The organism is Bradyrhizobium sp. SZCCHNR1098, from assembly GCF_032489375.1.
In the GTDB taxonomy this organism is placed as follows: Bacteria; Pseudomonadota; Alphaproteobacteria; order Rhizobiales; family Xanthobacteraceae; genus Bradyrhizobium.
The window spans coordinates 72,710-95,315 of the sequence record NZ_JAUEXY010000014.1; the positions used below are offsets into that span (position 1 = coordinate 72,710).

A 22,606-nucleotide genomic window follows, 5' to 3' on the forward strand; every position below is an offset into this window, starting at 1 on the left:
CCGGCACGTGTCGCCGGTCAAGACGGCTCGTCCATCCCTTTCCGGAACGGTCCGGATTCGGCGAGCTCGCGGCCGGCCTCCTCGACATAGGCGCGCTCGCGCTTGAGATAGTCGTCGATGGCCCGGCGCAGGCCGCGGTCGGCGATGTAGTGCGCGGAGTAGGTGGTCTGCGGCAGGTAGCCGCGCGCGATCTTGTGCTCGCCCTGGGCGCCGGCCTCGACCACCCCCAGCTTGTGCTGGATCGCGAAATCGATCGCCTGGTAGTAGCAGACCTCGAAATGCAGGAACGGGTGATGCTCGATGGCGCCCCAGTTGCGGCCGAACAGCGTGTCCGAGCCGATGAAGTTGATGGCGCCGGCGATCCAGCGTCCGTCGCGCTTGGCCATGACCAGCAGCACGTCTTCGGCCATGCTCTCGCCGATCAGCGCGAAGAACTTGCGGGTCAGATACGGCCGGCCCCATTTGCGTGAACCGGTCTCCATGTAGAAATCGAAGAAGGCGTCCCAGGCATCCTCGGTGATGTCCTTGCCGGTCAGCCAGTGGATGCTGATGCCGGCGCCGAGCGCGTCGCGGCGCTCGCGCTTGATCGCCTTGCGGTGGCGCGAATTCATCGTCGCCAGGAAATCGTCGAAGCTGGAAAAACCCTGGTTGTGCCAGTGGAACTGCTGATCGGTGCGTTGCAGGAAACCCTGCGCTGCGAGCAGCTGCCATTCGGATTCACGGGCGAAGGTGACGTGCACCGACGACGCCTCGCTGATCCCGCACAACGCCTTCAGGCCCTGGGCGAGGGCGTTGCCTATCAACTCCCGGTCCTGGTCGGCGCGGATCAGCAGCCGCGGCCCACTGGCAGGCGTGAATGGGACGGAGACCTGGAGCTTCGGATAATAGCGCCCGCCGGCGCGCTCATAGGCATCGGCCCAGCCGCGGTCGAAGACATATTCGCCCTGCGAGTGGGACTTGAGGTAGCAGGGCACGACGCCGAGGACCTCGTCACCCATCTTCGCCACCAGATGGCGCGGCGCCCAGCCGGTGCGCAGGGTGGCCGAGCCGGAGGCTTCGAGCGCCGAGAAAAACGCGTGTGAGATGAACGGATTGTAGCCGCCGCCGCAGGCGGGAGATGAGCCGGGACTCACGCGACCGTCCGGATTGGCACAGGCGTCCCATGCTGCAGCCGGGATTTCGCTGACCCCGGGGACGGCTTCGAGCGTGATCTCAGGTGATGCCATCGAGTCCTTGAAAGTCGAGTCCTTGAAAGTCGAGTCCTTAAGAGAACCTAACGAGCGGCGTCCCGGCGGCGGCGACGCTCGAATGGCCGGTCCCTCAAGATCGTGCATCGCAGCAGCGAGTTCAAGGCCGGCGTCACGTCTCCGGCGTAAACCCTTCGAAGATCATCTGATCCGCATAGCGGGCTGCGGCGGCGCGCTGCTCGGGGGTGCGGACGGTCCAGGTCAGCAGCGGGCAGCCGAACACGTTGCGCGCGATCCAGGGGGCAGGCGCAGGCAGCTGCTCGACCCAATAGGCGACGAAATGCGGCTGGCTGCTGAAGCCATGCCTGAGATGCAGCATGCTGTCGCGTTGCGCCTGGGTCAGCTTGGCCCAGTAGCCGTCCTCGTAGCTGCGCTGGGCGACGATGCCGCGCGTCAGCTCCGGCATGGTTTCGCGCAGCGCCAGCACCTGGTCCGGATCGAACGACATGCCGACCACCGGCCCGGAATAGGACGCCAGCACCTCGGCCATGCGCCGGACCAGCCGGCGATCGCCCTGGAACGTGCTCTTGACCTCGACGACCAGCGGCACGCGCTCGGCGATCAGGTTGCAGAGGTCGCCGAGCGTCATCATCCGCTCGTCGGTCTGCTTGAACTTGATCGCTTTCAGCTCAGCTGCGGTCTTTTCGATCAGCGGGCCGGTGCCCTCGGTGAGGCGTCCGAGATCATAGTCGTGATGCACCATGGCCTCGCCATCGGCCGACAGCTGGATGTCGCATTCGATGGCGAAGTTGCCGGCCACGGCGCCGCGCGCGGCGGCCGGCATGTTCTCGATGATGCCGCTGACAGCATCATGCAGGCCGCGATGGGCGACGGGGCGGGCCGTCAGCCAGTCAGGTGCGCGCATTCGCCCCGTCCATTTTGCTGGCGCATGATCTCGTCGGAAAACCGTTTCGCACTTTTCCGGATCATGCGCTCTCTCTCACTCAACCTCGAACACGCCTTCGACTTCCACCGCCGCATCGGACGGCAGGGCCGAGACGCCGACGGTGGTGCGGGCGTGGCGGCCCTTGTCGCCGAAAGCGGCGACCATCAGGTCGGAGGCGCCGTTGAGGACCTTCGGCCCGTCGAGGAAGTCCGGCGCCGAATTGACGAAGCCGCCGAGACGGACGACGCGCACGACCTTGTCGAGGTCGCCGATCGCCGCCTTGACCTGCGCCAGCAGGTTGACGCCGCAGCCCTTCGCGGCCGCATAGCCGTCCTCGAGCGACACGCCGCCGCCGAGCTTGCCGGAAGCGATCATCTTGCCGTCGGCGCCGAGGCAGACCTGGCCCGACACGAACAGCAGGTTGCCGGTGCGCACGAACGGGACGTAGTTGGCCACCGGCGCCTTTGGTGCCGGCAACGTGATGCCCTGTGCCGTCAGATTCTGTTCAACCGTACCCGCCATCTGAAATCCCCGTTCTGTCGTCTGAAAGCCGATCCCGTGCCGGACCGCGGTCCTGTTTGGCGCAGTTGCTAGTGACATGCAAGCAGCCAGCGCCGACGCCAATCCGCCGCTTTGACCGCACGTTTCCGTGAGCCAGCCGCAGTTGCGACGCAATGCAGCGGTCTTTAATGTGACGGTTTAGCGATACGTCCTCCGAGGAAAACTCATGGCTCATTCGTTTCGACTGTCGATGGGAGCGCTCGCCGTGGCGGCGATCACATTCGGTCCGGCGCCGGCCGGGGCGGCCGTGCCGTTCCTGCCGCATCAGGCGCTCTATGACCTGAGCCTGGTCAAGTCGCGCGGGTCGAGCCCCGTCAATAGCGCGCGCGGCCGCATCCTCTACAATTTCTCCGGCAATGCCTGCAACGGCTACACCTCGGAATTCCGCCAAGTGTCGGAGCTCGATCTCGGCGAGGGCAAGGTGACCCTGAGCGACCTGCGCTCGACTGCCTGGGAGGACGGCGCCGGCAAGAGCTATCGCTTCAAGATCGACTCGCGCATGAACGATCAGGCCTCCAGCCCGGTCGACGGCATCGCCGAGCGCACCGGCGATCACATCACCGTCAAGCTCAAGCAGCCGGAGGCGAAGACCTTCACGCTCGACGGCTCGACCGTGTTTCCGACCGAGCAGATCCATCGCATCATCGCCGCCGCGCGCGAGGGCAAGTCGCTGCTTGAGCTGACGGTCTACGACGGCTCGGACAATGGCGAGAAGGTCTACAACACGCTGACCGTGATCGGAGCAGCCGTGTCGGCCGACAAGGCGGCCGCCAAGCCCGATGCCTCGACCGACAACGACGAGATGAAGAAGATGACGCGCTGGCCGGTGACGGTCAGCTATTATGACCGCGACGCCAAGCGGGCCGAGGGCGAGCAGACGCCGGTCTACGCGATGTCGTTCGAGCTGTACGAGAACGGCGTCTCGCGCGCGCTCGTGCTCGACTACAATGATTTCGTCATCGCCGGCGCGCTCGGCAAGTTCGACGTCAAGGACGCGAAGGACGGCAAACCCTGCGGCAATTGATCGGGGCGTCATTCCGTCTGCTCCGGGCCGTCATAGGCGATGCCGCGGATCACCGCGGCCTGGCCGAACTTCTTGCGTAGCGCATCGATCGCGCGCTCGGCCGAGGCCGAACGGCGATCGAGCATGTCGGTGTCGGAGGCCTCCGAGCCCGGGCGCAGCGCGCTGACGCCGGCGCCCATCAGCCGGAACGCCGTGCCGTCGGTCTCGCGCGCCAGCATCTCCTTGCAGATTGCGAAGATCTTGCCGGCGAGCTGCGTCGGCGCCGCGATCGATTGCGAGCGGGTGCGCTGGCGGAAGTCCGCGGTCTTCAGCTTCAAGGTGACGGTCGAGCCGGCCAGCTGGCTCGCCTTCAGCCGCGACGAGACCTTCTCCGACAGCCGCCACAGCATCTTTTCCAGGGTTGCGTAGTCGCGGATGTCGGTGTCGAAGGTGGTCTCGCTGGAAATCGTCTTGGCGCCGCGGTCGGCCACCACCTTGCGGTCGTCGATGCCGCGCGCCAGCCGCCACAGCCTGCGGCCGTCGCCGCCGAACTGCTTCATCAGCTCGATCTCGTCGGCACGCTGCAGGTCGGCGATGGTGCGGAAGCCCTGGTTCGCCAGCCGTTGCTGCGTGGCGGGACCGACGCCGAAGATGAAGCCGACCGGCTTGTCGGCCAGCATGTTGCGCGCTTCCTCCTGGTCGAGTGCGGCGAAGCCGCGGGGCTTGTCGACGTCGGAGGCGATCTTGGCGAGGAACTTGTTGCAGGACAGGCCGACCGAGACGGTGATGCCGATGGTCTGCTCGACCTCACGGGCGAAGCGCGCCAGCACCTTTGCGGGGACCATGCCGTGGACGCGCTCGGTTCCGGAGAGGTCGAGGAACGCCTCGTCGATCGAGAGCGGTTCGACCAGCGGCGTCAGCGCCTGCATCGCCTGGCGGACCTCGCGGCCGACCCGGACGTATTTCGCCATGTCCGGAGGAATGACGACCGCCGAGGGACACAGCTCCAGCGCCTTGAACATCGGCATCGCCGAGCGCACGCCATAGGTGCGGGCGATGTAGCAGGCCGCCGACACCACTCCGCGCTTGCCGCCGCCGACGATGACGGGCCGGTCGGCGACCTCGGGATTGTCGCGTTTCTCGACGGTCGCATAGAACGCGTCGCAATCGATATGGGCCAGCGTCAGCGCGGGCAGGGCGCGATGGCGGACGAGGCGCGGCGAGCCGCAGGCCGTGCAGCGGCGCGCGCTGTCATCCAGATCCGTCAGGCAGTCGCGGCAGAAGCAGGTCGGCCCGCTGACCGCGCGCGACGCTCCTTCTGGCGCGGAAGCGGTCACGGCACGTCGCGCTCCCACTGCCGGTCGCCCAATACCTGCCGCGCCGCCATGATATTGGTCGGATGTAACTTGGAGCTGGCGGCAAAAGCCTTTACCGTCTCGTCGTCGCGCAGCACGAAATCGAGCACGCTGACCAGGAAATTGGGGTCGGCGGCCGAGGATCGCAGCGTCTCCGGCCCAATCCCGGTCTCGGCCAGGAACCGGCCCAGCCGCTCCGGTTCGCCGGCCAGGAAGCCGAGGGCCTGAACTGCAACGATTTCAGCGACTTCGCGCGGATTTCGAACGGGCTTTTTCAACGGCGGATTTGCCTTTCCGTTAACTTGTCGGCTCTACTTTGCGTCCATCATGCCCGAGTCTTCGGAATGGGTTCAAGCAAGTGGAAACCATCTCGGGGAAAGATCGAATACCGACTTAACGGGTTAGAACGAATCTGGGGCTAGTTTGAATTAGATGAGTAGCGGTGGACAGGCGTCCGCCAGAGGGCATGCCGGTGTCAGTGATTCGGAGGGGCGGATGGGCAAGACCGTCCTGATCGTGGAGGACAACGAGCTCAACATGAAGCTCTTCCGCGATCTGTTGGAAGCCCACGGGTACCAGACGTCCGGGACGTCCAGCGGCGTGGAGGCGCTCGACATCGTGCGCCGGACCCGCCCCGATCTGATCCTGATGGACATCCAGCTGCCGCAGGTCTCGGGCCTGGAAGTGACGAAATGGATCAAGGACGATCCGGATTTGCGTGCCATCCCGGTGGTGGCAGTGACGGCCTTTGCCATGAAGGGCGACGAGGAGCGCATCCGCGAGGGTGGCTGCGAAGCCTATCTTTCCAAGCCGATCTCGGTCGGAAAATTCATTGAAACGGTACGCCGCTTTATCGGCTAAGGAGTTTCTGCAGTGTCCGCGCGTATCCTTGTGGTCGACGACGTCCCGGCCAACGTCAAGCTGTTGGAGGCGCGGCTGTCGGCCGAGTATTTCGACGTGCTGACCGCCGCGAACGGCGCCGAGGCGCTGCAGATCTGCCAGCGCGCCGAATGCGACATCATCCTGCTCGACGTCATGATGCCGGACATGGACGGCTTCGAGGTCTGCCGTCGGCTGAAGTCGAATCCGGCCACGCATTTCATTCCGGTGGTCATGGTGACGGCGCTCGACAGCCCGTCCGACCGCGTGCGCGGCCTGGAGGCCGGCGCCGACGACTTCCTGACCAAGCCCGTCTCCGACGTCGTGCTGATCGCGCGCGTGCGCTCGCTGACCCGGCTGAAGATGATGACCGACGAGCTGCGCATGCGCGCGCTGACCTCGCTCGAGATCGGCGTGCAGGCGCCCGAGCGCAACGCTGTCGCCGACGGCGGCAGGGGCGGCAAGGTGCTGCTGGTCGACGACCGGCCGTCGTCCTACGAGCGGCTCGGGCCGATGCTGGCGACCGAGCATGCCGTCGATGTCGAGACCAATCCCGCCGAGGCCGTGTTCAACGCCGCCGAAGGCAATTACGACCTCGTCATCGTCTCGCTCGACCTGAACGACTACGACGGCCTGCGGCTGTGCAGCCAGCTGCGCTCGCTGGAGCGCACCCGGCACGTGCCGATCCTCGCCATCGCCGAGGCGGAGAACAATTCGCGGTTGCTGCGCGGCTTGGAAATCGGGGTCAATGACTATCTCTTGCGCCCGGTCGACAAGAACGAGCTGATGGCGCGGGCGCGCACCCAGATCCGCAAGCGCCGTTACACCGACCACCTGCGCGACAACGTGCAGAACTCGATCGAGATGGCGATCACCGACGCGCTGACCGGCCTGCATAATCGCCGCTACATGGAGACGCATCTGGCGACCTTGGCCGACCAGGCGGCGAGCCGCGGCAAACCGCTGGCGCTGATGATGCTCGATATCGACTACTTCAAGTCGATCAACGACAATTACGGCCATGATGCCGGCGACGACGTGCTGCGCGAGTTCGCCATGCGCGTGCGCAAGTCGATCCGCGGCATCGATCTCGCCTGCCGCTATGGCGGCGAGGAGTTCGTGATCGTGATGCCCGAGACCGATTTGCACGTCGCCGGCATGGTCGCCGAGCGGCTGCGGCGCTCGGTCGCCAACGAGCCGTTCTCGGTGCACAAGGGCGAGAAGCGCATCGAGGTCACGACCTCGATCGGGCTGTCGACCCTGGAGCAGAAGGGCGAGCCGATCGCCGACGTCATGAAGCGCGCCGACACCGCGCTCTACCGCGCCAAGAACGAGGGCCGCAACCGCGCGGTGGCGATCGCCCCGGTGCATCAGCCGGCGCCGTTCCTGCCGCAAGCCGCCGGCCGCGGCCGCTGAGGGGCAGGGTGGCTCCGATCTTTCTGTCCTCGGCTGAAGCTGCGGCGCATCTGTCCAACGGCCTCCATCTGCCATCGAGCCGCTCCGGGCCTCGTGCTTCGAGACGCGCCGCAAGCGGCGCTCCTCAGCATGAGGGTTGAGAGCTTCGCCAAGACCTATCCAAGACGTATCCAAGACCTCTCCAAGATCGCACCAAGACCACGGACCTCGTCCTGAGGAGCGCGCCGCAGGCGTGCGTCTCGAAGGACGGCCAAGCGCGCAGGTCATCGGGCGTGCGTTCGACGTCGCTGCGCCAAAGTAACGGCGGGGTAGGCCGGCAGGCTTCCGTACATGACATGTCGTCCTCGCCGCGCATCCCGCGCCCGAGCTTTGCCAGTCAAAACCCTCTTCAAGAACAGAGGGCGCAGGGAAGGCCGGGTGCTGGTCGCACCCATGGTCCGCGTGCAACAAAAAGCACGCGGCAGAACCACAGGTACGAGCCGGACATCCGGCCCTCCCTGCGCGATGGCTTTACGGCCTACTCCGTGCTCTCCCCGGGGACCGGCGTTCTTGCCCCCGTCGCGAGCGCGCTTCGTCGCAGCGCCCGCTTGGCCTCAGCATCGGGAGGCCAGGACCACACGGCTTGACCGTGCAAACCGGATCGTTCGTCGGCGCGGACAAGCCACGCTGCAACCCGACACGCCCACCGCAGCCCACCTCACGCTCGTGACGATCGCGATGCGCCCCTCGTGGCGAGGTGGGATGGGCGACGTGTAGCATGTATTCTGAAAAAAAGAAAGTGAGAAATGCGGGTCGGAGAGCGGCCACGGCGATCACGTTGAGATTATTTGAGAAGTTCGTATTTCGGAGCAGGACAGTCCCGGAGACTGCCGAGGACAGGATCGACTTCCGATCGCGCGAAGCTCCAGGATGACCAATGATTTTCACGCTGGCGTTGATAGGCTTACGAGCTTCAGTTATCTCGTGCTAACATGCGTTACCAAGGTCATCCGCGATCTCAGGGGAAACAGATGAGGCCGCTTCGTATTGGCGCTCTGACTGGTGGGTTGATGGTGTGCGGACTCCCGATCCTTCACGTCTTCGGCGTCGAAGCCAACCCCTTTGTGATGGGACTGTTGGGAGGTGTTGCCGCCTGGTTGGCTGGCTTCATCGAGGATCGTTTCATAGCCACTCGGGCAGTGCCGTAGGGTGGATCTGCGCGGCGTGATCCGCTGGAACACCTGCGAGGCGATATCGGGCCAGTTGGAACAGCATCACGATGCTTGACCATATCTCCCGGGCAATCAACGAAACACAGGTCGTCGCTGCTTTGCTCGATGATGAGCAGCGGCGTGCGATGGCGATGCTGCTACGCGATCGTCTCGGTGTGAATGTTCTTGGTCACGTGCCCTGGGACAATTCCGAGGCGCCCCAGGGCCTGCACAGGACGGACGGATGGCAACTGATCCCGACGTATGTCGGCAGGCGCGAATGTGTGATGATTGTGGCGGGGGCGAGCGCGTGTTGGACATTCCGTAACGGGGCGGATCTGCTACGTGTCCTGGAGGAGTGCCCGCCAATGGAATTTTACGTCTCCGACAAGGACGCCAGTTACCTCCTCTGCTGTAATCACCACGACGTCGTCATCGGTTGGGGCGATGCTGCGGGGTGGGTTGCAAGGGGATGCCCCGAACGTCGGCTGGGCGGATAAACTGCGTAGGGCGGATTAGCGCAGCGTAATCCGCCGCTTGTCCGCCCGTGTAATGGCGGATTACGCTGCGCTAATCCGCCCTACGACACGTCGCAAACTCATCGGTTCGAAATACTCGCCTCAGAGATGTGTCATCATACGGAACAGCTCTTGATTTTATCCGATATTGGTGGTATCCAGGTCCCATGAGCACATCGATCCGCATCGTCAACTTCGATCACATGACCGGCTTCGGCCGGGCCATGGAAGGAGTCGCGCGCTAGGAGATCGACGACGCGATGTTCTCACCAGGCCCCGCCGGCATCGGACGGGGCCTTTTGTTTGGCCACGCTCCCTGCCGGCATAGCAGCAGGAGCACAGGATGCCACCCCATCAGACCAACGCGACGATCGACGCCGGGCACGTGTCAGGGCTCAACGTCGATCTCTCGATCGCATCGGTCACCGGCGCGATCAGCAGCGTGCAGCCATCGACGCAGTCCGAAGCGTCGATCGCGGCCTTGCGAGAGGTGTTGTCGGAAAAGGACGCGGCCGGTCCGCCGGCCACGCCGACTTGGCCGGTCATCCGCCTGATCGGCTGGTGCTGGCGCGCCCTTCAAGAACGGCAGCGCCGCAAGACTGTGCGGGACAGCCTGTATGAGCTGAGCGAACGCGAACTCACGGATATCGGCGTCACGCGTGCCGAGATCGAGCACATCGCCGCGCTGCGGATGCTCGAGAGCCTGAGGGACGACCCGCGATATCTGGGCGGCGTCTCGCGGAGGGGAATGTAGTCGGTCGCAGGCCGTGGCGATGCAGGGACGGTCGACCAACAGCGCGAGATGGTCGCCGCGACGTCATTGCGAGCGTCAGCGAAGCAATCCAGGGTCCCGCACACGACTCTGGATTGCTTCGCTGCGCGTCGCAATGACGGAGGTGAGATCGCGCTTCCTTCTGGACACTTTCTGCCGGAGACGTCGTGTGCGCGGAGTTCGGCAGAACACAAGCCTCGCATAGGTGCTCATCTGCGAGCGCAGGAACTACATGCCTTGATCTGGCGCAATCATCGTGGTAGCTACAAACCATGATCAATGTCGTGCGCCGCTCCAACCGCAAACATACGACCCGCTGCAGCCGGGCCGTGGGAGGAGTCGTGCGCTAGGTTTTCGACGACACGATCATTCCACCAGGCCCCGCCGGCATCGGACGGGGCCTTTTGTTTGGCCACGCTCCCTGCCGGCACAACAGCAGGAGCATCCGATGCCGCCCCAGACCAACCTCACTGCCGAGATCGCGCGCGATGGCGCCGCTCCCGGTCTCGATCGTCCCATGGCCGCAGCGACGAACGCTGTGCGTGGCGTGCAAGCCGCGCCGCGACCGTCCGCGTCCATCACGGTGCTGCGTGATGCGGTGTCGGAAAAGGACGCCGCCGGGCCGCCGGGCGCAGCAGCGCCGGGATTGCTCGGCCGGCTGGCGCGCTATTGGCTGGTGTTTCAGGAGGGCCGCCGGCTCAGGCGGATGAGAGTCGATCTGCGTGACCTGAGCGAGGCGCAACTGATTGATATCGGCCTGACCCGAGGCGACATCGACCACATCGCCGCGCACCGTGCTCTCGAACGGTTCGAGCGGAGCACGGCGCATCTGATGATGTCCCGCGGCGTGATGTAGCTGCGCGCGCGCCGGCGCTCGACGTTACGGTGGTCGTCGGCAGGGCGGATCTGCGTGATCCGCCCTCGCGATGCCATGGCTTGTTCCAAAGCGCGGGCTTGCCTGCTCAGCGAGCCGTTGCCACAACGTCCTTGCGCGCGCAGCGACGCAATCCAGAGTCCGTCTGCGGGACGAGCCTGGATTGCTGCGTTCGCAATGAGGGAGGAGAGATCGCGCGTCTCTCGACCATCATCCGCGGAGAATCGCGAGAGGAGGCCATGTCAGATGACGCAACATATCGGGATCGTCGCCTGCTCCGCCGAGGGCGCCGCGCTTTGCTATCGCACGATCTGCAAGGAGGGGGCCGACGTCCTCGGGCCGCATGCGCATCCCGAGGTGTCGATGCACACGCCGTCGCTCGCCGACTACGTGACATGTCTCGATCGCGGCGATCTCGCAGGCGTGGCCGAGCTGATGCTGGCCTCGGCCCGCAAGCTCGCGGCGGCCGGCGCGGATTTCCTGATCTGCCCGGACAACACCATCCACCAGGCGTTGCCGCTCGTGCTGCCGCGCTCGCCGCTGCCGTGGCTGCACATCGCCGATGAGGTCGCCAAGGAGGCGGCGAGGAGAGGCTATCGGCGTGTCGGCATCACCGGCACGAAATGGCTCGTCGACAGCAATGTCTATCCCGACAGCCTGGCCGCGAACGGCCTCGCCTTCGAGCGCCCGGACGAGGCCGACCGTATCACGGCGAACCGCATCATCATGGATGAGCTCGTCTGCGGCCGCTTCGAGCCGTCATCCATCGCCGCGTTTCAGGCGATCATCGTGCGGCTGAAGGCGCGGGGCTGCGACGCGGTCGTGCTCGGCTGCACCGAAATTCCGCTCATCATCGATGACACCAACTCGTCCTTGCCGACGTTGGACTCGACGCGGCTGCTCGCCCGCGCCGCGCTGTCGCGCGCGTGTCCGGTTGCGGTCTGAGGAGCGGACCAGCGCAGGGCGATGCGCGGCCGTTCTCCATCGAACGTCGTCGGAACCGCCCGCCGCCGCAGGCGTTTGTCTGGGCCCCAAGGAGGAGCCCCGATGAAGAAGCTGATGTTTGCGGTTGCCGTGTCGCTGTCCGTTCTGCCGTCATTCGCGCTGGCCCATATGGGCACGCCGCAGGAGCAGAAGGCGTGCGCACCCGACGCCAAGCGCTTCTGCCGCACTCAGCTCGGCGACGACTTCGGGGTCCAGAATTGTCTGACGCAGAATCGGGCCAAGCTGAGCAAGCGCTGCGCGGCGGTGTTCCAGAGCCACGGGATGTAGCACGCCTGGTGCGTCCGGCGGATCAGCCCAGCGTGATCCGCCATTCTTACGGCGCGGAAGAGTGGCTATGACGCTCGCGCTGATGCGCTCGACGGTTCAGCGGAACACGGCTACGCCGCGCGCACCTTGCGCAGGAACTTGTCCAGCTCGTCCTTGAGGTGATCGCTCTCCCGCGACAGCGAGTGCGCGGAGGACAGCACCTGGGACGAGGCGGTGCCGGTGGCGCTGGCCCCCTTGCTGACGTCGTCGATGTTGCCGGCGACGCGCGCGGTGCCGCCGGCGACCTCCTGGACGTTGCGCGAGATCTGCCCCGTCGCCGCGCCCTGCTGCTCGACGGCGGCGGCGATGCCGGCGGCGATCTCCGAGATCTGCTGGATGGTGCCGCCGATCTGCTTGATCGAGGCGACCGAGGACTGCGTCGCGTTCTGGATGCCTTCGATCTGCTGACCGATCTCCTCGGTGGCCTTGGCGGTCTGCGACGCCAGCGCCTTGACCTCGGAGGCAACCACCGCGAAGCCGCGGCCGGCGTCGCCGGCGCGCGCCGCCTCGATGGTGGCGTTCAGCGCCAGCAGGTTGGTCTGGGCGGCGATCGAGGTGATCAGCTTGAGCACGTCGCCGATACGCTCGGCGGTGCGCGACAGCTCGCTGATGCCGACGTCCGTCTGCTCGATCTGGCGCACGGCCTCCTTGGCGATGGTGGTCGATTCCCTGACCTGGCGGCCGATCTCATGGACCGAGGAGGTCATTTCCTCCGCGGCCGAGGCGACCGATTGCACGTTGGTCGAGACCTGGCCCGAGGCGGAAGCGGCGCTGGACGACAGCTGCTGGGTCTGCTCGGCGGTCTTGGTCAGCGTGTTGGCCGAGACCTCGAGCGTGCGCGCGTCGGCATGAACCTTGTTGATGATCTGGCCGACGGTGGCTTCGAACTCATCGGCCATGCGCTGCATCGCGACGTGCTGCTCCGTCTTGGCCGCATCGAGATAGACCGAGATGGCGAGATCCATGTCGATCATCGCCGCCTTGGTGATCGCAGCCTGCAGTGCGGCCTTCTTCTCGCGCGCCGACTGGCCCCCGAACCAGCCGTCCGCGATCTCCGTCTCGATCGCCTTCTGCAGCCCGGTGACGATCAGCGAATAGCCGGCGATGTACCAGCGCGGCTCCAGCCCCATCCGGTTGTGGGCCATCCCGATCCGGGTCACCGACTTCACATAGGCATCGTCGAACTTCGCGGTCGCCAGCGACATCCAATGATCGTGCTGGGCCTGCTTGGCGTGCCGCATGGCGGCCGGGGTGGAAAACATCTTGGCGAGATGCGGGTACTTGCCGACATGGGCGTAGAACTGCTCCAGCAGCCCAGGCAGCACCTTGCCGATCAGCGGCCGCAGCTCCCGCAGCGCCTCTCTGGTCGCATTGTCGATGCCGATAAAATCGAGACGGGATTGCAAAGTCTGAAGATCGGTCATCGCTGGTCTGCCGGTAAGATAAGGAGGGAGACGCTGCGAGACTCGCGGGTGCGTCGCTACCCCAAAATCGCACAGGTTTGGTTGATGGCTCCTTAAGTCGGGAACGGAGATTCGACCGCGGCGAGTGGACCGATCCGATGCGGGACGGCTCCGGCCGCATCCAGTGGCTGCAGCGCGCGCAATAAAAAACGGGGCCGAAACGGCCCCGTTGAAGTCGCAGCAGACCGCGATCTTACTTGATCTTGGCTTCGCGGAATTCGACGTGCTTGCGCGCAACCGGGTCATACTTCTTCTTGACCATCTTGTCGGTCATGGTGCGCGAGTTCTTCTTGGCAACGTAATAGAAGCCGGTGTCGGCGGTCGACACGAGCTTGACCTTGATGGTGACCGCTTTGGCCATGTCTTGAACCTCTGGAATCGGGATCTGGGGTGGGCACCGGCCAAAGAGGGGGCGCCGTTGGCCGGCAACCTACCCAGCCAGCCCCCAAAGTCAAGGTTTGAGGGCCAGATTCTGGGGGCCCTAGGCCGCGAAGAAGCGGTTTTTCGGTCTGGGCAGGCCGAGATTGTCCCGCAAGGTCGGCCCCTCATACGCCGTCCGGAAGATCCCGCGGCGCTGCAGCTCGGGAATCACCTTGTCGACGAAGTCGTCGAGCCCGGCCGGCAGGAACGGGAACATGATGTTGAAACCGTCCGACCCACGGCTTTCCAGCCACTCCTGCATCTGGTCGGCGATCGTCCTCGCGGTGCCGACGAAGGACAGACCGCCATAGCCGCCGACCCGCAGCGCCAGTTGCCGCACCGTGAGCTTGTCGCGCGCGGCGACATCGACCAGGCGCTGGCGGCCGCTCTTGGAGGCGTTGGTCTCGGGGATATCAGGCAGCGGGCCGTCGGGATCGAAGCCGGAGGCGTCGGTGCCGAGGATGACCGAGAGCGAGGCGATGGCGCTGTCGTAATGCACCTTGCTGTCGAGCAGAGCGCGCTTCTCCCTGGCCTCGTCGACGCTGTCGCCGACCACGACGAAGGCGCCGGGCAGGATCTTCAGATGCTCCGGATCCCGGCCGACCTTTTCCATGCGGCCCTTGATGTCGGCATAGAGCTTTTGTCCGTCGGCGAGGCTACCGCCGCCGGTGAACACGGCCTCCGCCGTCTCGGCCGCGAGCTGCTTGCCATCCTCCGAGGCGCCCGCCTGCACGATGACGGGCCAGCCCTGCACGGGACGGGCGATGTTCAGCGGGCCGCGGACTTTCAGATATTTGCCCTTGTGATCGAGCACATGCATCTTGTCGGGATCGAAGAACAGACCCTGCTCGACGTCGCGCACGAAGGCATCGTCGGCGAACGAGTCCCACAGACCGGTGACGACGTCGTAGAACTCGCGGGCGCGCTTGTAGCGCTCGGCGTGCTCCATGTGATCGTCGAGGCCGAAATTCAGCGCGGCGTCCGGATTCGACGTCGTGACGATATTCCATCCGGCGCGGCCGCCGGAGATGTGATCGAGCGAGGCGAAGCGGCGGGCGACGTGATAGGGCTCGTCGAAGGTGGTGGATCCCGTCGCGATCAGCCCGATGTGCTCGGTGACCGCCGACAGCGCCGAGAGCAGCGTGAACGGCTCGAACGAGGTCACGGTGTGGCTGCGCTTCAGCGCATTGATCGGCATGTTCAGCACGGCCAGGTGATCGGCCATGAAGAAGGCGTCGAACTTGCCGGCCTCGAGCTTGCGGATCAGCTGCTTCAGATGCGCGAAGTTGAAATTGGCGTCCGGCCAGGCGCCGGGATAGCGCCACGCGCCGGTGTGGATGGAGACCGGGCGCATGAAAGCGCCGAGCTTGAGTTGACGTGGGGCCATGAAGGGTCGTCCGCGGATGGTTGCTGTCTTGGGCAGATAGGAACTCGGCCCATGCGTGTCAGCAATCGGCGGCAGAACACGATTTCGTTTTTGGTGGCGGACGTAGCACGCTCATTCCAATGACGTGCCGAGCAAGCGATCCAAACAACGGTGTCATCCCGGCGAACGCCGGGATCCATACTCCGTGAAGGGAATGTGAGGCACAGTCTCGACCATCCGGGCCGATCGAAAGATTCCGCGGTATGGGTCCCGGCGTTCGCTGGGACGACACTTTGTTGTGGGGGGGGGCCGCCCACTCGCCGCGACCAGCATCCACCGAGTATCCTGCCCCTCTGGCAGGGACGAACGGCAACAGTGCCTTTCGGACTCATTCACAAGGGAGCCATCGGCGTGTCAGACCGGCTGAACATCTCCTCAGGCTATCCGTTCGAGGACGTCTATGGCTATGCGCGCGCGGTCCGCGTTGGCGAGCAAATCTTCGTCTCCGGAACGACTGCGCGCGGTCCTGATTTGGATCGCGACGTCTACGCACAGGCGCAAAGCGCAATCGGCCTTATCGCCGAAGCGCTGCAGAAGGCGGGAGCGGAGCTCCGTCACGTGGTGCGTACGGTCGTGTACTTGACCGACATGGCGGATACCGATGCGGTGGCCCTTGCGCATAGCGAAGCGTTCGGGACGATTCGGCCTGCGAGCACGCTCGTGAAGGTCGCAGGTCTCACGCCTGCGACGGCGCGCGTCGAGATCGAGGTGACCGCGATCATTCGCGACTGAGCATCGTAGCGGCGCTATACTGAGGATTGCCTCAACCGCCCAGCACGTCCTTCTGCATCTTGCCGCCATGGAAATGGAAGAACGGCACCGGCGCGTCGTGGCGGAGTGGGCCGGTGGCGAGGCGGCGGTCGAGCTCGTGGAGAACGTTCCTGGTCATCGGATGCAGGTCGGCGAGCGGCTTGGAGCCGAGCTCGACCCAGACCAGCTCGACCAGCTCGGCATCGGCGTGGATCACGCCCTCGACGCGGTGGGTGATGGTGGAGGCATCGGCGGTGAAGAAGCGGGTGTCGAAGCGTTTGATGCGGCCGGGCGGGGTGATGGCGCGGGCGATCAGGAACAGGCCGGAGGGATCGGGCAGGAGGCCGGCCTGCGCGAATGGCGCCCAAGGACCTTCAAGCTTCGGTGCGGGGCCGTCGACCCTGCGTCCCAGGCAGAGACCGGTTTCCTCGCAGGCCTCGCGGATCGCGGCGACGGCCAGCGACTTCGCGCGCGACGCCGTCGTCTGCGGCTTGCCCTTGAACAGATTGGCTTCGAGCTCGGCCGGCATGGGCGCTGCGACCGGGATGCGGTGATCCGTCTTGTCGACGCGGCCGCCGGGGAAGACGAACTTGCCCGGCATGAACACGACCTTGTCGTGGCGTTTGCCGACCAGCACCTTCGGCACAGTGCTGCTGCGATCGACCAGGATCAGCGTCGCCGCATCCCTTGGCTTGGTGTAGGGATGGTGGTCCGCTTCCTTCTCGGCGGGCTTGCCCGCCGGCGCGCCGGTCGCCTGTGCCGTCTCGCTCATGTCCTCCCCGCCTTTTTCTTGCTCGTCGATCGGTCGAATGCTCACACCGGCGGAATGCCCTCCACCGGATTGTCGTCGAAGCCGTGCATGCGGAACGCCCATTGCAGCCCGACGACGGCGCCCTTGACCGGCTGAATCAAGGCGAGCGCGGCGACCAAGGTCACCGGCAGATAGATCGCGAGTTGCAGCGCCACCGGCGGCGCGTAGTTGGTCTCGATCGAGAGCACCAGCGGCACGATGATGTGGCCGACGATGACGATCACGAGATAGGCGGGAAGATCGTCGGCGCGATGGCCGGAAAAATCCTGGCCGCAGCGGTCGCAGTTGTCGGCGACTTTCAGGAAGGCGCGGAACAGCTTGCCCTCACCGCAGCGCGGGCAGCGGCAGCGCAGGCCGCGCTTCATCGCCGTCCAGACGTCGCGCTTCTCGGCCAGGCCGGTGTCACGTGTCCAGGTTTGCGGCATTGCGTGGGGCGTTGAACTCATGGCGTCCATGATCTGCCTTTCTTCGATGTGCCGGGCTTGCGTTTTGCCCCTGCCTTTTGGCTTTTCTTGCGGCTTTTTTCTTCGTGCTTCGGACGAGCCTCGGATTTGGCCCGCTTGGTCGCCTTGCTCTTCGCCTTGACGGTCGTCTTGCTCTTCGACCGGTCGCGGCGGCCATGCCGCGAAACGAGGACATCCGCCTGGGTCAGGAGCTCGAAGCGCAGCGCGCCGGCCACCGGCTGAGCTTCTACCAGACGCACGTCGACGACGTCACCCAGCCGGTGCATGGCACCGCTGCGCTGGCCGATCAACGCGTGCCGCGTCTCGTCATAGTCGAAATATTCCGTGCCGAGGGTCCTGATCGGAACCAGGCCGTCGGCGCCGGTCTCGTCGAGCTTGATGAACAGGCCCGCGCGGGTGACGCCGGAGATGCGGCCCTGGAAGGTAGCGCCGATGCGGTCGGCCAAGTGATGGGCGATCAGCCGGTCGGCGGTCTCGCGCTCGGCCTTCATCGCGCGCCGCTCGGTGACCGAGATCTGCGCCGCGACCTCGGCGAGATGATCCGGCGTCTCGCTGTCGGGCAGGGCGCCGTCGCCGAGGCCCAGCGCGCGCAGCAGGCCGCGGTGCACGACGAGGTCGGCATAGCGGCGGATCGGCGAGGTGAAATGCGCATAGCGGCGCAGGTTCAGGCCGAAATGTCCGTAATTGTCCGTCGAATATTCCGCCTGCGCCTGCGAGCGCAGCACGACCTCGTTGACGAGATGCTCGTAGTCCTGGCCCGCGACCAAGGTCAGCACGCGGTTGAACAGCGACGGCCTGAGCGCGCCGCTCTTGGCGAAGGGCACGTCGAGCGTCTTCAGGAACTCCTGCAGCGCATGGATCTTCTCCACCGTCGGCTCGTCATGCACGCGGTAGATCAGGGGCAGCGCCTTCTTCTCCAGCAGTTCGGCCGCGGCGACGTTGGCCGAGATCATGAACTCCTCGATCAGCCTGTGGGCGTCGAGGCGCTCCGGCACGACGACGCGATCGACGGTGCCGTCGGCCTTGAGCAGGATCTTGCGCTCGGGAATGTCGAGGTCGAGCGGATCGCGCGCGTCGCGGCCGCGCTTGGCGACCTCATAGGCCGCATAGAGCGGCTTCAGGATCGGCTCGAGCAGGGGGCCGGTGATGTCGTCCGGCTTGCCGTCGATCGCGGCCTGCGCCTGCGCATAGGAAAGCTTCGCGGCCGAGCGCATTAGCACGCGGTGGAACGAGTGCGAGCGCTTGCGGCCGTCGGCGCCGAGCACCATGCGTACGGCGAGCGCGCCGCGCGCCTCGCCCGGCACCAGCGAGCAGAGATTGTTGGAGATGCGCTCGGGCAGCATCGGCACGACGCGATCGGGGAAGTAGACCGAGTTGCCGCGGATCAGCGCGTCGCGGTCGAGCGCCGATCCAGGACGGACGTAATAGGCGACGTCGGCGATGGCGACGTGGACAATGAAGCCGCCGACATTGTTCGGATCGGGGTCGGGCGCGGCATGAACGGCGTCGTCGTGGTCCTTGGCATCGGGCGGATCGATCGTGACCAGCGGCAGCTCGCGCCAGTCCTCCCGGCCCTTCAAGGTCGCGGGCTGCGCGGCTTCGGCTTCCGCGACGGCTGCCGCGGAGAAGTCCATCGGGATCTCGTGGGCATGGATCGCGATCAGGCTGATCGCCTTCTCGGTGGCGACCGAGCCGTAGCGCTCCTTCACGCGTCCTGCGGGCAGGCCATAGCCGCGGCCACGCAGCAGGTCGACGCTGATGAGATCGCCGTCCTTGGCGTCCTTGGTGTCGGCGGGGGCGATGGAGAGCTCGCGGCCAGCCTGCTTCTTGTCGACCGGAATGAGGCGGCCGCCGCCGCCGGGATTGCTGCGGAAAATGCCGAGCACGCGCGGCCGCGCCTGATCGAGCACCTTGAGTACGCGGCCGCGATAGGCCACGCCTTCGGCGTCCTTGATCGGCTCGACCCGCAGCAGCGCGCGGTCACCGACGCCGGCGGCCGAGCCCGGCCCGGCATGACGCGGCGTGTGGATGCGGATGCGCGGCGGCTCGGACTGTTCGGCCTCGTCCCATTCGGCCGGCTTGGCGATCAATTCGCCGTCGCTGTCGCGCCCGGTGATGTCGGCGACCAGCGTGGCCGGCAGGGTCGCGGTCTCGACGACCTTCTTGCGGCCGCTCTTCTTCACCGTGCCGTCGGCGACGAGCTCGCGCAGCAACTGCTTGAGCGCGACGCGATCGGCGTTCTTCAGGCCGAATGCGCGGGCGATGTCCTTGGTGCCAACCTTGCCCGGATTGGCGCGGATGAAGGCGACGATGGCCTCCCGCGAAGGGAAGCCGATGTCGCGCTTTTGGGTCATTTTCTCATCCGCGGGCCTTGCCGGCGCTTTTCTTGGGCGTCGCCTTGGTCGCAGGCTTGGCCGAGGTCTTGGCGGCCTTGGCGACCGGCGCACGCGCCTTGCTGGTGGAGTCTGATTTCGGTTTGGCGGCCGCCTTCTTCGCCACGGCCTTTTTCGCCGGCTTCGGCGTGTCGTCGTCACCGCCGGTCTTCGGCTTGGCCTTGCTGGCAGCCTTGGCCGGCTTCGCAGCCTTGCCCTTGGCCTTCTTGCCGCCGCCCTTGGCGGCGCGCTCGTCGAGCAACGCAATCGCCTCCGCCAGCGTGATCGTGTCCTTCTCCTTGTCGCCGGGAATGGTGGCGTTGACGCCGCCTGCGGTGACATAGGCGCCGTAGCGGCCGGCCTTGACGGCGACGGGGCCGAGCGACGGATGGTCGCCGAGCGCCTTGCCGGGATCGGCGCCGAAGCGCTTGCTCGGTCCCTTGGCGATCTTCTCGGCGATCAGGGTGACGGCGCGGTTGAGGCCGATGTCGAACACCTCGTCGCCCGCCTCCAAGCTCGCATAGGTCTTGTCGTGCTTCACGAACGGCCCGAAGCGGCCGAGATTGGCGATGATCGGCAGACCCGTCTCCGGATGGATGCCCACCTCGCGCGGCAGCGACAGCAGCTTCAGCGCATAGTCGAGCTCGAGGCTGGCGGGCGATGTTCCCTTCGGGATGCCCGCGCGCTTCGGCTTCTCGCCTTCGGCGTAATCCTTCTGCTCGCCGAGCTGGATGTAGGGCCCGAAGCGGCCGGCCTTGACGACGACGTCGAGGCCGGTGTCCGGATCCTGGCCGAGCACGCGATCGGCCGTCGCCTCGCTGTCGGCGGCGAGCGGGCGGGTGTAGCGGCATTCCGGATAGTTCGAGCAGCCGACGAAGGCGCCGAACTTGCCGGCCTTGAGGTTGAGCCGTCCGGTGCCGCAGGTCGGGCACTGCCGGACATCGCCACCATCGTCGCGCGGCGGATAGATGTGGGGCCCGAGCATCTCGTCGAGCGCGTCGAGCACCTGCGCCACGCGCAGGTCCTTGATGTCGTCGACGGCGCCGATGAAGCCGGTCCAGAAATCCTTCAGGACCTGCTGCCAGGCGATCTCGTTGTTGGAGATGCGGTCGAGCTGCTCCTCGAGATCCGCCGTGAAATCATACTCGACGTAGCGGCGGAAGAAGTTCTCCAGGAACGCGACGACGACGCGGCCCTTGTCCTCGCCGTGCAGCCGCTTCTTCTCGAGCTTCACATAGCCGCGGTCCTTCAGCACCTGCAGGATCGAGGCATAGGTCGAGGGTCGGCCGATGCCGAGCTCCTCCATGCGCTTGACCAGCGAGGCCTCGGAGAAGCGCGGCGGCGGCTCGGTGAAATGCTGGGTGACCGCGAGATTCTGCCGCTTCAGCGGCTCGCCTGGGCTCATCTGCGGCAGGCGGCGGCCGTCCTCGTCCTCCTCGTCGTCGCGGCCTTCCTGATAGAGGGCGAGGAAGCCGTCGAACTTGATGACCTGGCCAGTCGCGCGCAGCTCCAGGGTGCGGGCGCCCGCCTTGGCGATGATGTCGACGGTGGTGCGCTCCAGCTCGGCGGATTCCATCTGGCTCGCGATCGTACGGGTCCAGATCAGCTCATAGAGCTTGGCCTGGTCGTCATCGAGCCGCTTGCGTAGATCGGCCGGCTTGCGCGACAGGTCGGTCGGGCGGATCGCTTCATGCGCTTCCTGGGCGTTCTTGGCCTTGGCCTGGTACTGGCGCGGGCTCTCCGGCACATATTTGTTGCCGTAGATCTCGCCGATCACCTTGCGGGCCTGGGTGATCGCCGAGCCGTCGATCTGCACGCCGTCGGTTCGCATATAGGTGATGAGACCGGTGGTCTCGCCGCCGATGTCGATGCCCTCATAGAGACGCTGCGCGATGCGCATCGTGTGCGCCGGCGCGAAGCCGAGCTTGCGGCTCGCCTCCTGCTGCAGCGTCGAGGTGGTGAAGGGGGCCTGCGGGTTGCGCCGCGCCGGCTTGGCGTCGACGGTCGCGATCGTGTAGCTCGCCGCGTTGAGCGCGTTCTTGAAATCCTCGGCTTCGGCGCCGGTGCCGATGTCGAGCCGCTGGATCTTCTTGCCGTCGGCGCCGACGAGGCGCGCCTCGAAGGTGTCACCGCGCGGCGTCGCCAAGGTCGCGATCAGCGACCAATATTCGCGCGGGACGAACTTCTCGATCTCGAGCTCGCGATCGCAGACGAGGCGCAGCGCGACCGACTGCACGCGCCCGGCCGAGCGGGCGCCCGGCAGCTTGCGCCACAGCACGGGAGAGAGAGTGAAGCCCACGAGGTAATCGAGTGCGCGGCGCGCCATGTAGGCGTCGACCAGCGCGCCGTCGATTTGGCGCGGATGCTTCATCGCCTCCGAGACGGCCTGCTTGGTGATGGCGTTGAAGACGACGCGCTCGATCTTCTGATCCTTGAGCGCACGCTTCTCCTTCAACACCTCCAGCACATGCCAGGAAATCGCTTCGCCCTCGCGATCAGGGTCGGTGGCGAGAATCAGCCGGTCAGCGCCCTTCAGCGATTTGGCGATATCGTTGAGTCGGCCGGCCGCCTTGGGATCGATCTCCCAGATCATGCGGAAATTCTCGTCCGGATCGACGGAACCGTTCTTGGCCGGAAGGTCGCGGACATGACCGAAAGAGGCCAGAACCTCGTAGGAGGAGCCCAGATACTTATTGATCGTCTTGGCCTTGGCAGGCGACTCCACGATGACGATATTCATGTATTTCCAATGGCTTAGTGGAAGGATTGAAGCTGGCTTCGCGGGATTCGCGCCGGCTGCGTTGACCCGAACATGGGTGGTGAGGGGGTTCCTGTCAAATCGAGGGATGTTGAAAGGCGATTGCGTTCGACCGGCGAAGTACCTATCA

At 65.7% G+C, this 22,606-nt stretch carries 21 protein-coding genes; 9 read left to right on the plus strand and 12 right to left on the minus strand.

Annotated features, from left to right (window positions below; genetic code table 11):
* Positions 1 to 17: 17 nt before the first annotated feature.
* The 3 genes from QX135_RS26145 to QX135_RS26155 all read right to left on the minus strand — a co-directional run bounded on the left by QX135_RS26145 (position 18) and on the right by QX135_RS26155 (position 2,655).
* Complete coding sequence (locus QX135_RS26145) at positions 18 to 1,226, minus strand: GNAT family N-acetyltransferase (protein WP_316180937.1); 1,209 nt, start codon at positions 1,224 to 1,226, stop codon at positions 18 to 20.
* A 133-nt stretch (positions 1,227 to 1,359) separates the two neighbouring features.
* Positions 1,360 to 2,112: a glycerophosphodiester phosphodiesterase gene (locus QX135_RS26150; RefSeq protein WP_316180935.1), complete on the minus strand. Its 753-nt coding sequence runs from the start codon at positions 2,110 to 2,112 to the stop codon at positions 1,360 to 1,362.
* Between the two features lie 75 nt (positions 2,113 to 2,187).
* Complete coding sequence (locus tag QX135_RS26155) at positions 2,188 to 2,655, minus strand: RidA family protein (protein ID WP_315812829.1); 468 nt, start codon at positions 2,653 to 2,655, stop codon at positions 2,188 to 2,190.
* A gap of 205 nt (positions 2,656 to 2,860) precedes the next feature.
* Between QX135_RS26155 and QX135_RS26160 the strand changes: the two genes are divergently transcribed.
* Positions 2,861 to 3,718, plus strand: a complete 858-nt coding sequence (locus tag QX135_RS26160) for a cell envelope integrity EipB family protein (RefSeq protein WP_315740310.1) — start codon at positions 2,861 to 2,863, stop codon at positions 3,716 to 3,718.
* Positions 3,719 to 3,726: 8 nt separating this feature from the next.
* Here QX135_RS26160 and QX135_RS26165 read toward each other — a convergent pair whose 3' ends face one another.
* Complete coding sequence (locus QX135_RS26165; RefSeq protein ID WP_316180932.1) at positions 3,727 to 5,034, minus strand: DNA polymerase IV; 1,308 nt, start codon at positions 5,032 to 5,034, stop codon at positions 3,727 to 3,729.
* A complete protein-coding gene (locus tag QX135_RS26170) occupies positions 5,031 to 5,330 on the minus strand; it encodes a DUF3572 domain-containing protein (protein ID WP_315740308.1) in 300 nt (99 codons plus the stop codon). The genes QX135_RS26165 and QX135_RS26170 overlap by 4 nt, the downstream gene beginning before the upstream one ends.
* Before the next feature lie 217 nt (positions 5,331 to 5,547).
* On the opposite strand from QX135_RS26170, the gene QX135_RS26175 reads away from it, so the two are divergent.
* The 7 genes from QX135_RS26175 to QX135_RS26205 all read left to right on the plus strand — a co-directional run bounded on the left by QX135_RS26175 (position 5,548) and on the right by QX135_RS26205 (position 11,973).
* Positions 5,548 to 5,913, plus strand: a complete 366-nt coding sequence (locus tag QX135_RS26175; protein ID WP_008964019.1) for a response regulator — start codon at positions 5,548 to 5,550, stop codon at positions 5,911 to 5,913.
* A gap of 12 nt (positions 5,914 to 5,925) precedes the next feature.
* Positions 5,926 to 7,347, plus strand: a complete 1,422-nt coding sequence (locus tag QX135_RS26180; RefSeq protein ID WP_315775224.1) for a PleD family two-component system response regulator — start codon at positions 5,926 to 5,928, stop codon at positions 7,345 to 7,347.
* Positions 7,348 to 8,605: 1,258 nt separating this feature from the next.
* The gene (locus QX135_RS26185; RefSeq protein ID WP_315797995.1) at positions 8,606 to 9,037 is read left to right on the plus strand and encodes a hypothetical protein; all 432 of its coding nucleotides are present in this window, start codon (positions 8,606 to 8,608) and stop codon (positions 9,035 to 9,037) included.
* Between the two features lie 361 nt (positions 9,038 to 9,398).
* Positions 9,399 to 9,809 (plus strand): DUF1127 domain-containing protein, encoded by a 411-nt coding sequence (locus tag QX135_RS26190; RefSeq protein WP_316234370.1) that lies wholly within the window; start codon positions 9,399 to 9,401, stop codon positions 9,807 to 9,809.
* Positions 9,810 to 10,344: 535 nt separating this feature from the next.
* Positions 10,345 to 10,683 (plus strand): DUF1127 domain-containing protein, encoded by a 339-nt coding sequence (locus QX135_RS26195; RefSeq protein WP_410053230.1) that lies wholly within the window; start codon positions 10,345 to 10,347, stop codon positions 10,681 to 10,683.
* Between the two features lie 264 nt (positions 10,684 to 10,947).
* The gene (locus QX135_RS26200) at positions 10,948 to 11,646 is read left to right on the plus strand and encodes an aspartate/glutamate racemase family protein (RefSeq protein ID WP_316234372.1); all 699 of its coding nucleotides are present in this window, start codon (positions 10,948 to 10,950) and stop codon (positions 11,644 to 11,646) included.
* Positions 11,647 to 11,748: 102 nt separating this feature from the next.
* Positions 11,749 to 11,973 (plus strand): hypothetical protein, encoded by a 225-nt coding sequence (locus tag QX135_RS26205; RefSeq protein WP_315740303.1) that lies wholly within the window; start codon positions 11,749 to 11,751, stop codon positions 11,971 to 11,973.
* 110 nt (positions 11,974 to 12,083) lie between these two features.
* Here the strand turns inward: QX135_RS26205 and QX135_RS26210 are convergent, their stop codons facing one another.
* The 3 genes from QX135_RS26210 to QX135_RS26220 form a co-directional block, all read right to left on the minus strand.
* Complete coding sequence (locus tag QX135_RS26210; protein WP_315773121.1) at positions 12,084 to 13,436, minus strand: globin-coupled sensor protein; 1,353 nt, start codon at positions 13,434 to 13,436, stop codon at positions 12,084 to 12,086.
* Between the two features lie 232 nt (positions 13,437 to 13,668).
* Positions 13,669 to 13,836 (minus strand): 50S ribosomal protein L33, encoded by a 168-nt coding sequence (rpmG, locus tag QX135_RS26215; protein WP_015666342.1) that lies wholly within the window; start codon positions 13,834 to 13,836, stop codon positions 13,669 to 13,671.
* Between the two features lie 120 nt (positions 13,837 to 13,956).
* Positions 13,957 to 15,282 carry an LLM class flavin-dependent oxidoreductase gene (locus QX135_RS26220; RefSeq protein WP_315784516.1) on the minus strand — a complete coding sequence of 442 codons (1,326 nt, stop codon included), beginning with the start codon at positions 15,280 to 15,282 and terminating at the stop codon, positions 13,957 to 13,959.
* Between the two features lie 390 nt (positions 15,283 to 15,672).
* Between QX135_RS26220 and QX135_RS26225 the strand changes: the two genes are divergently transcribed.
* A complete protein-coding gene (locus QX135_RS26225; RefSeq protein WP_316163272.1) occupies positions 15,673 to 16,053 on the plus strand; it encodes a RidA family protein in 381 nt (126 codons plus the stop codon).
* A 31-nt stretch (positions 16,054 to 16,084) separates the two neighbouring features.
* On the opposite strand, the gene QX135_RS26230 is transcribed toward QX135_RS26225, so the two are convergent.
* Genes QX135_RS26230 through topA form a run of 4 tightly spaced genes read right to left on the minus strand, consistent with a single transcriptional unit; the run spans position 16,085 to position 22,458 of the window.
* Positions 16,085 to 16,843 carry an NUDIX domain-containing protein gene (locus tag QX135_RS26230; RefSeq protein ID WP_316163273.1) on the minus strand — a complete coding sequence of 253 codons (759 nt, stop codon included), beginning with the start codon at positions 16,841 to 16,843 and terminating at the stop codon, positions 16,085 to 16,087.
* Positions 16,844 to 16,884: 41 nt separating this feature from the next.
* A complete protein-coding gene (locus tag QX135_RS26235) occupies positions 16,885 to 17,328 on the minus strand; it encodes a DUF983 domain-containing protein (protein WP_315740298.1) in 444 nt (147 codons plus the stop codon).
* On the minus strand, positions 17,325 to 19,700 hold the full coding sequence (gene rnr, locus QX135_RS26240) for a ribonuclease R (RefSeq protein ID WP_315784511.1): 2,376 nt from the start codon (positions 19,698 to 19,700) through the stop codon (positions 17,325 to 17,327). Before rnr ends, QX135_RS26235 begins: the two co-directional genes overlap by 4 nt.
* 4 nt (positions 19,701 to 19,704) lie before the next feature.
* The gene (gene topA, locus QX135_RS26245; protein ID WP_316180918.1) at positions 19,705 to 22,458 is read right to left on the minus strand and encodes a type I DNA topoisomerase; all 2,754 of its coding nucleotides are present in this window, start codon (positions 22,456 to 22,458) and stop codon (positions 19,705 to 19,707) included.
* Positions 22,459 to 22,606 lie beyond the last annotated feature (148 nt).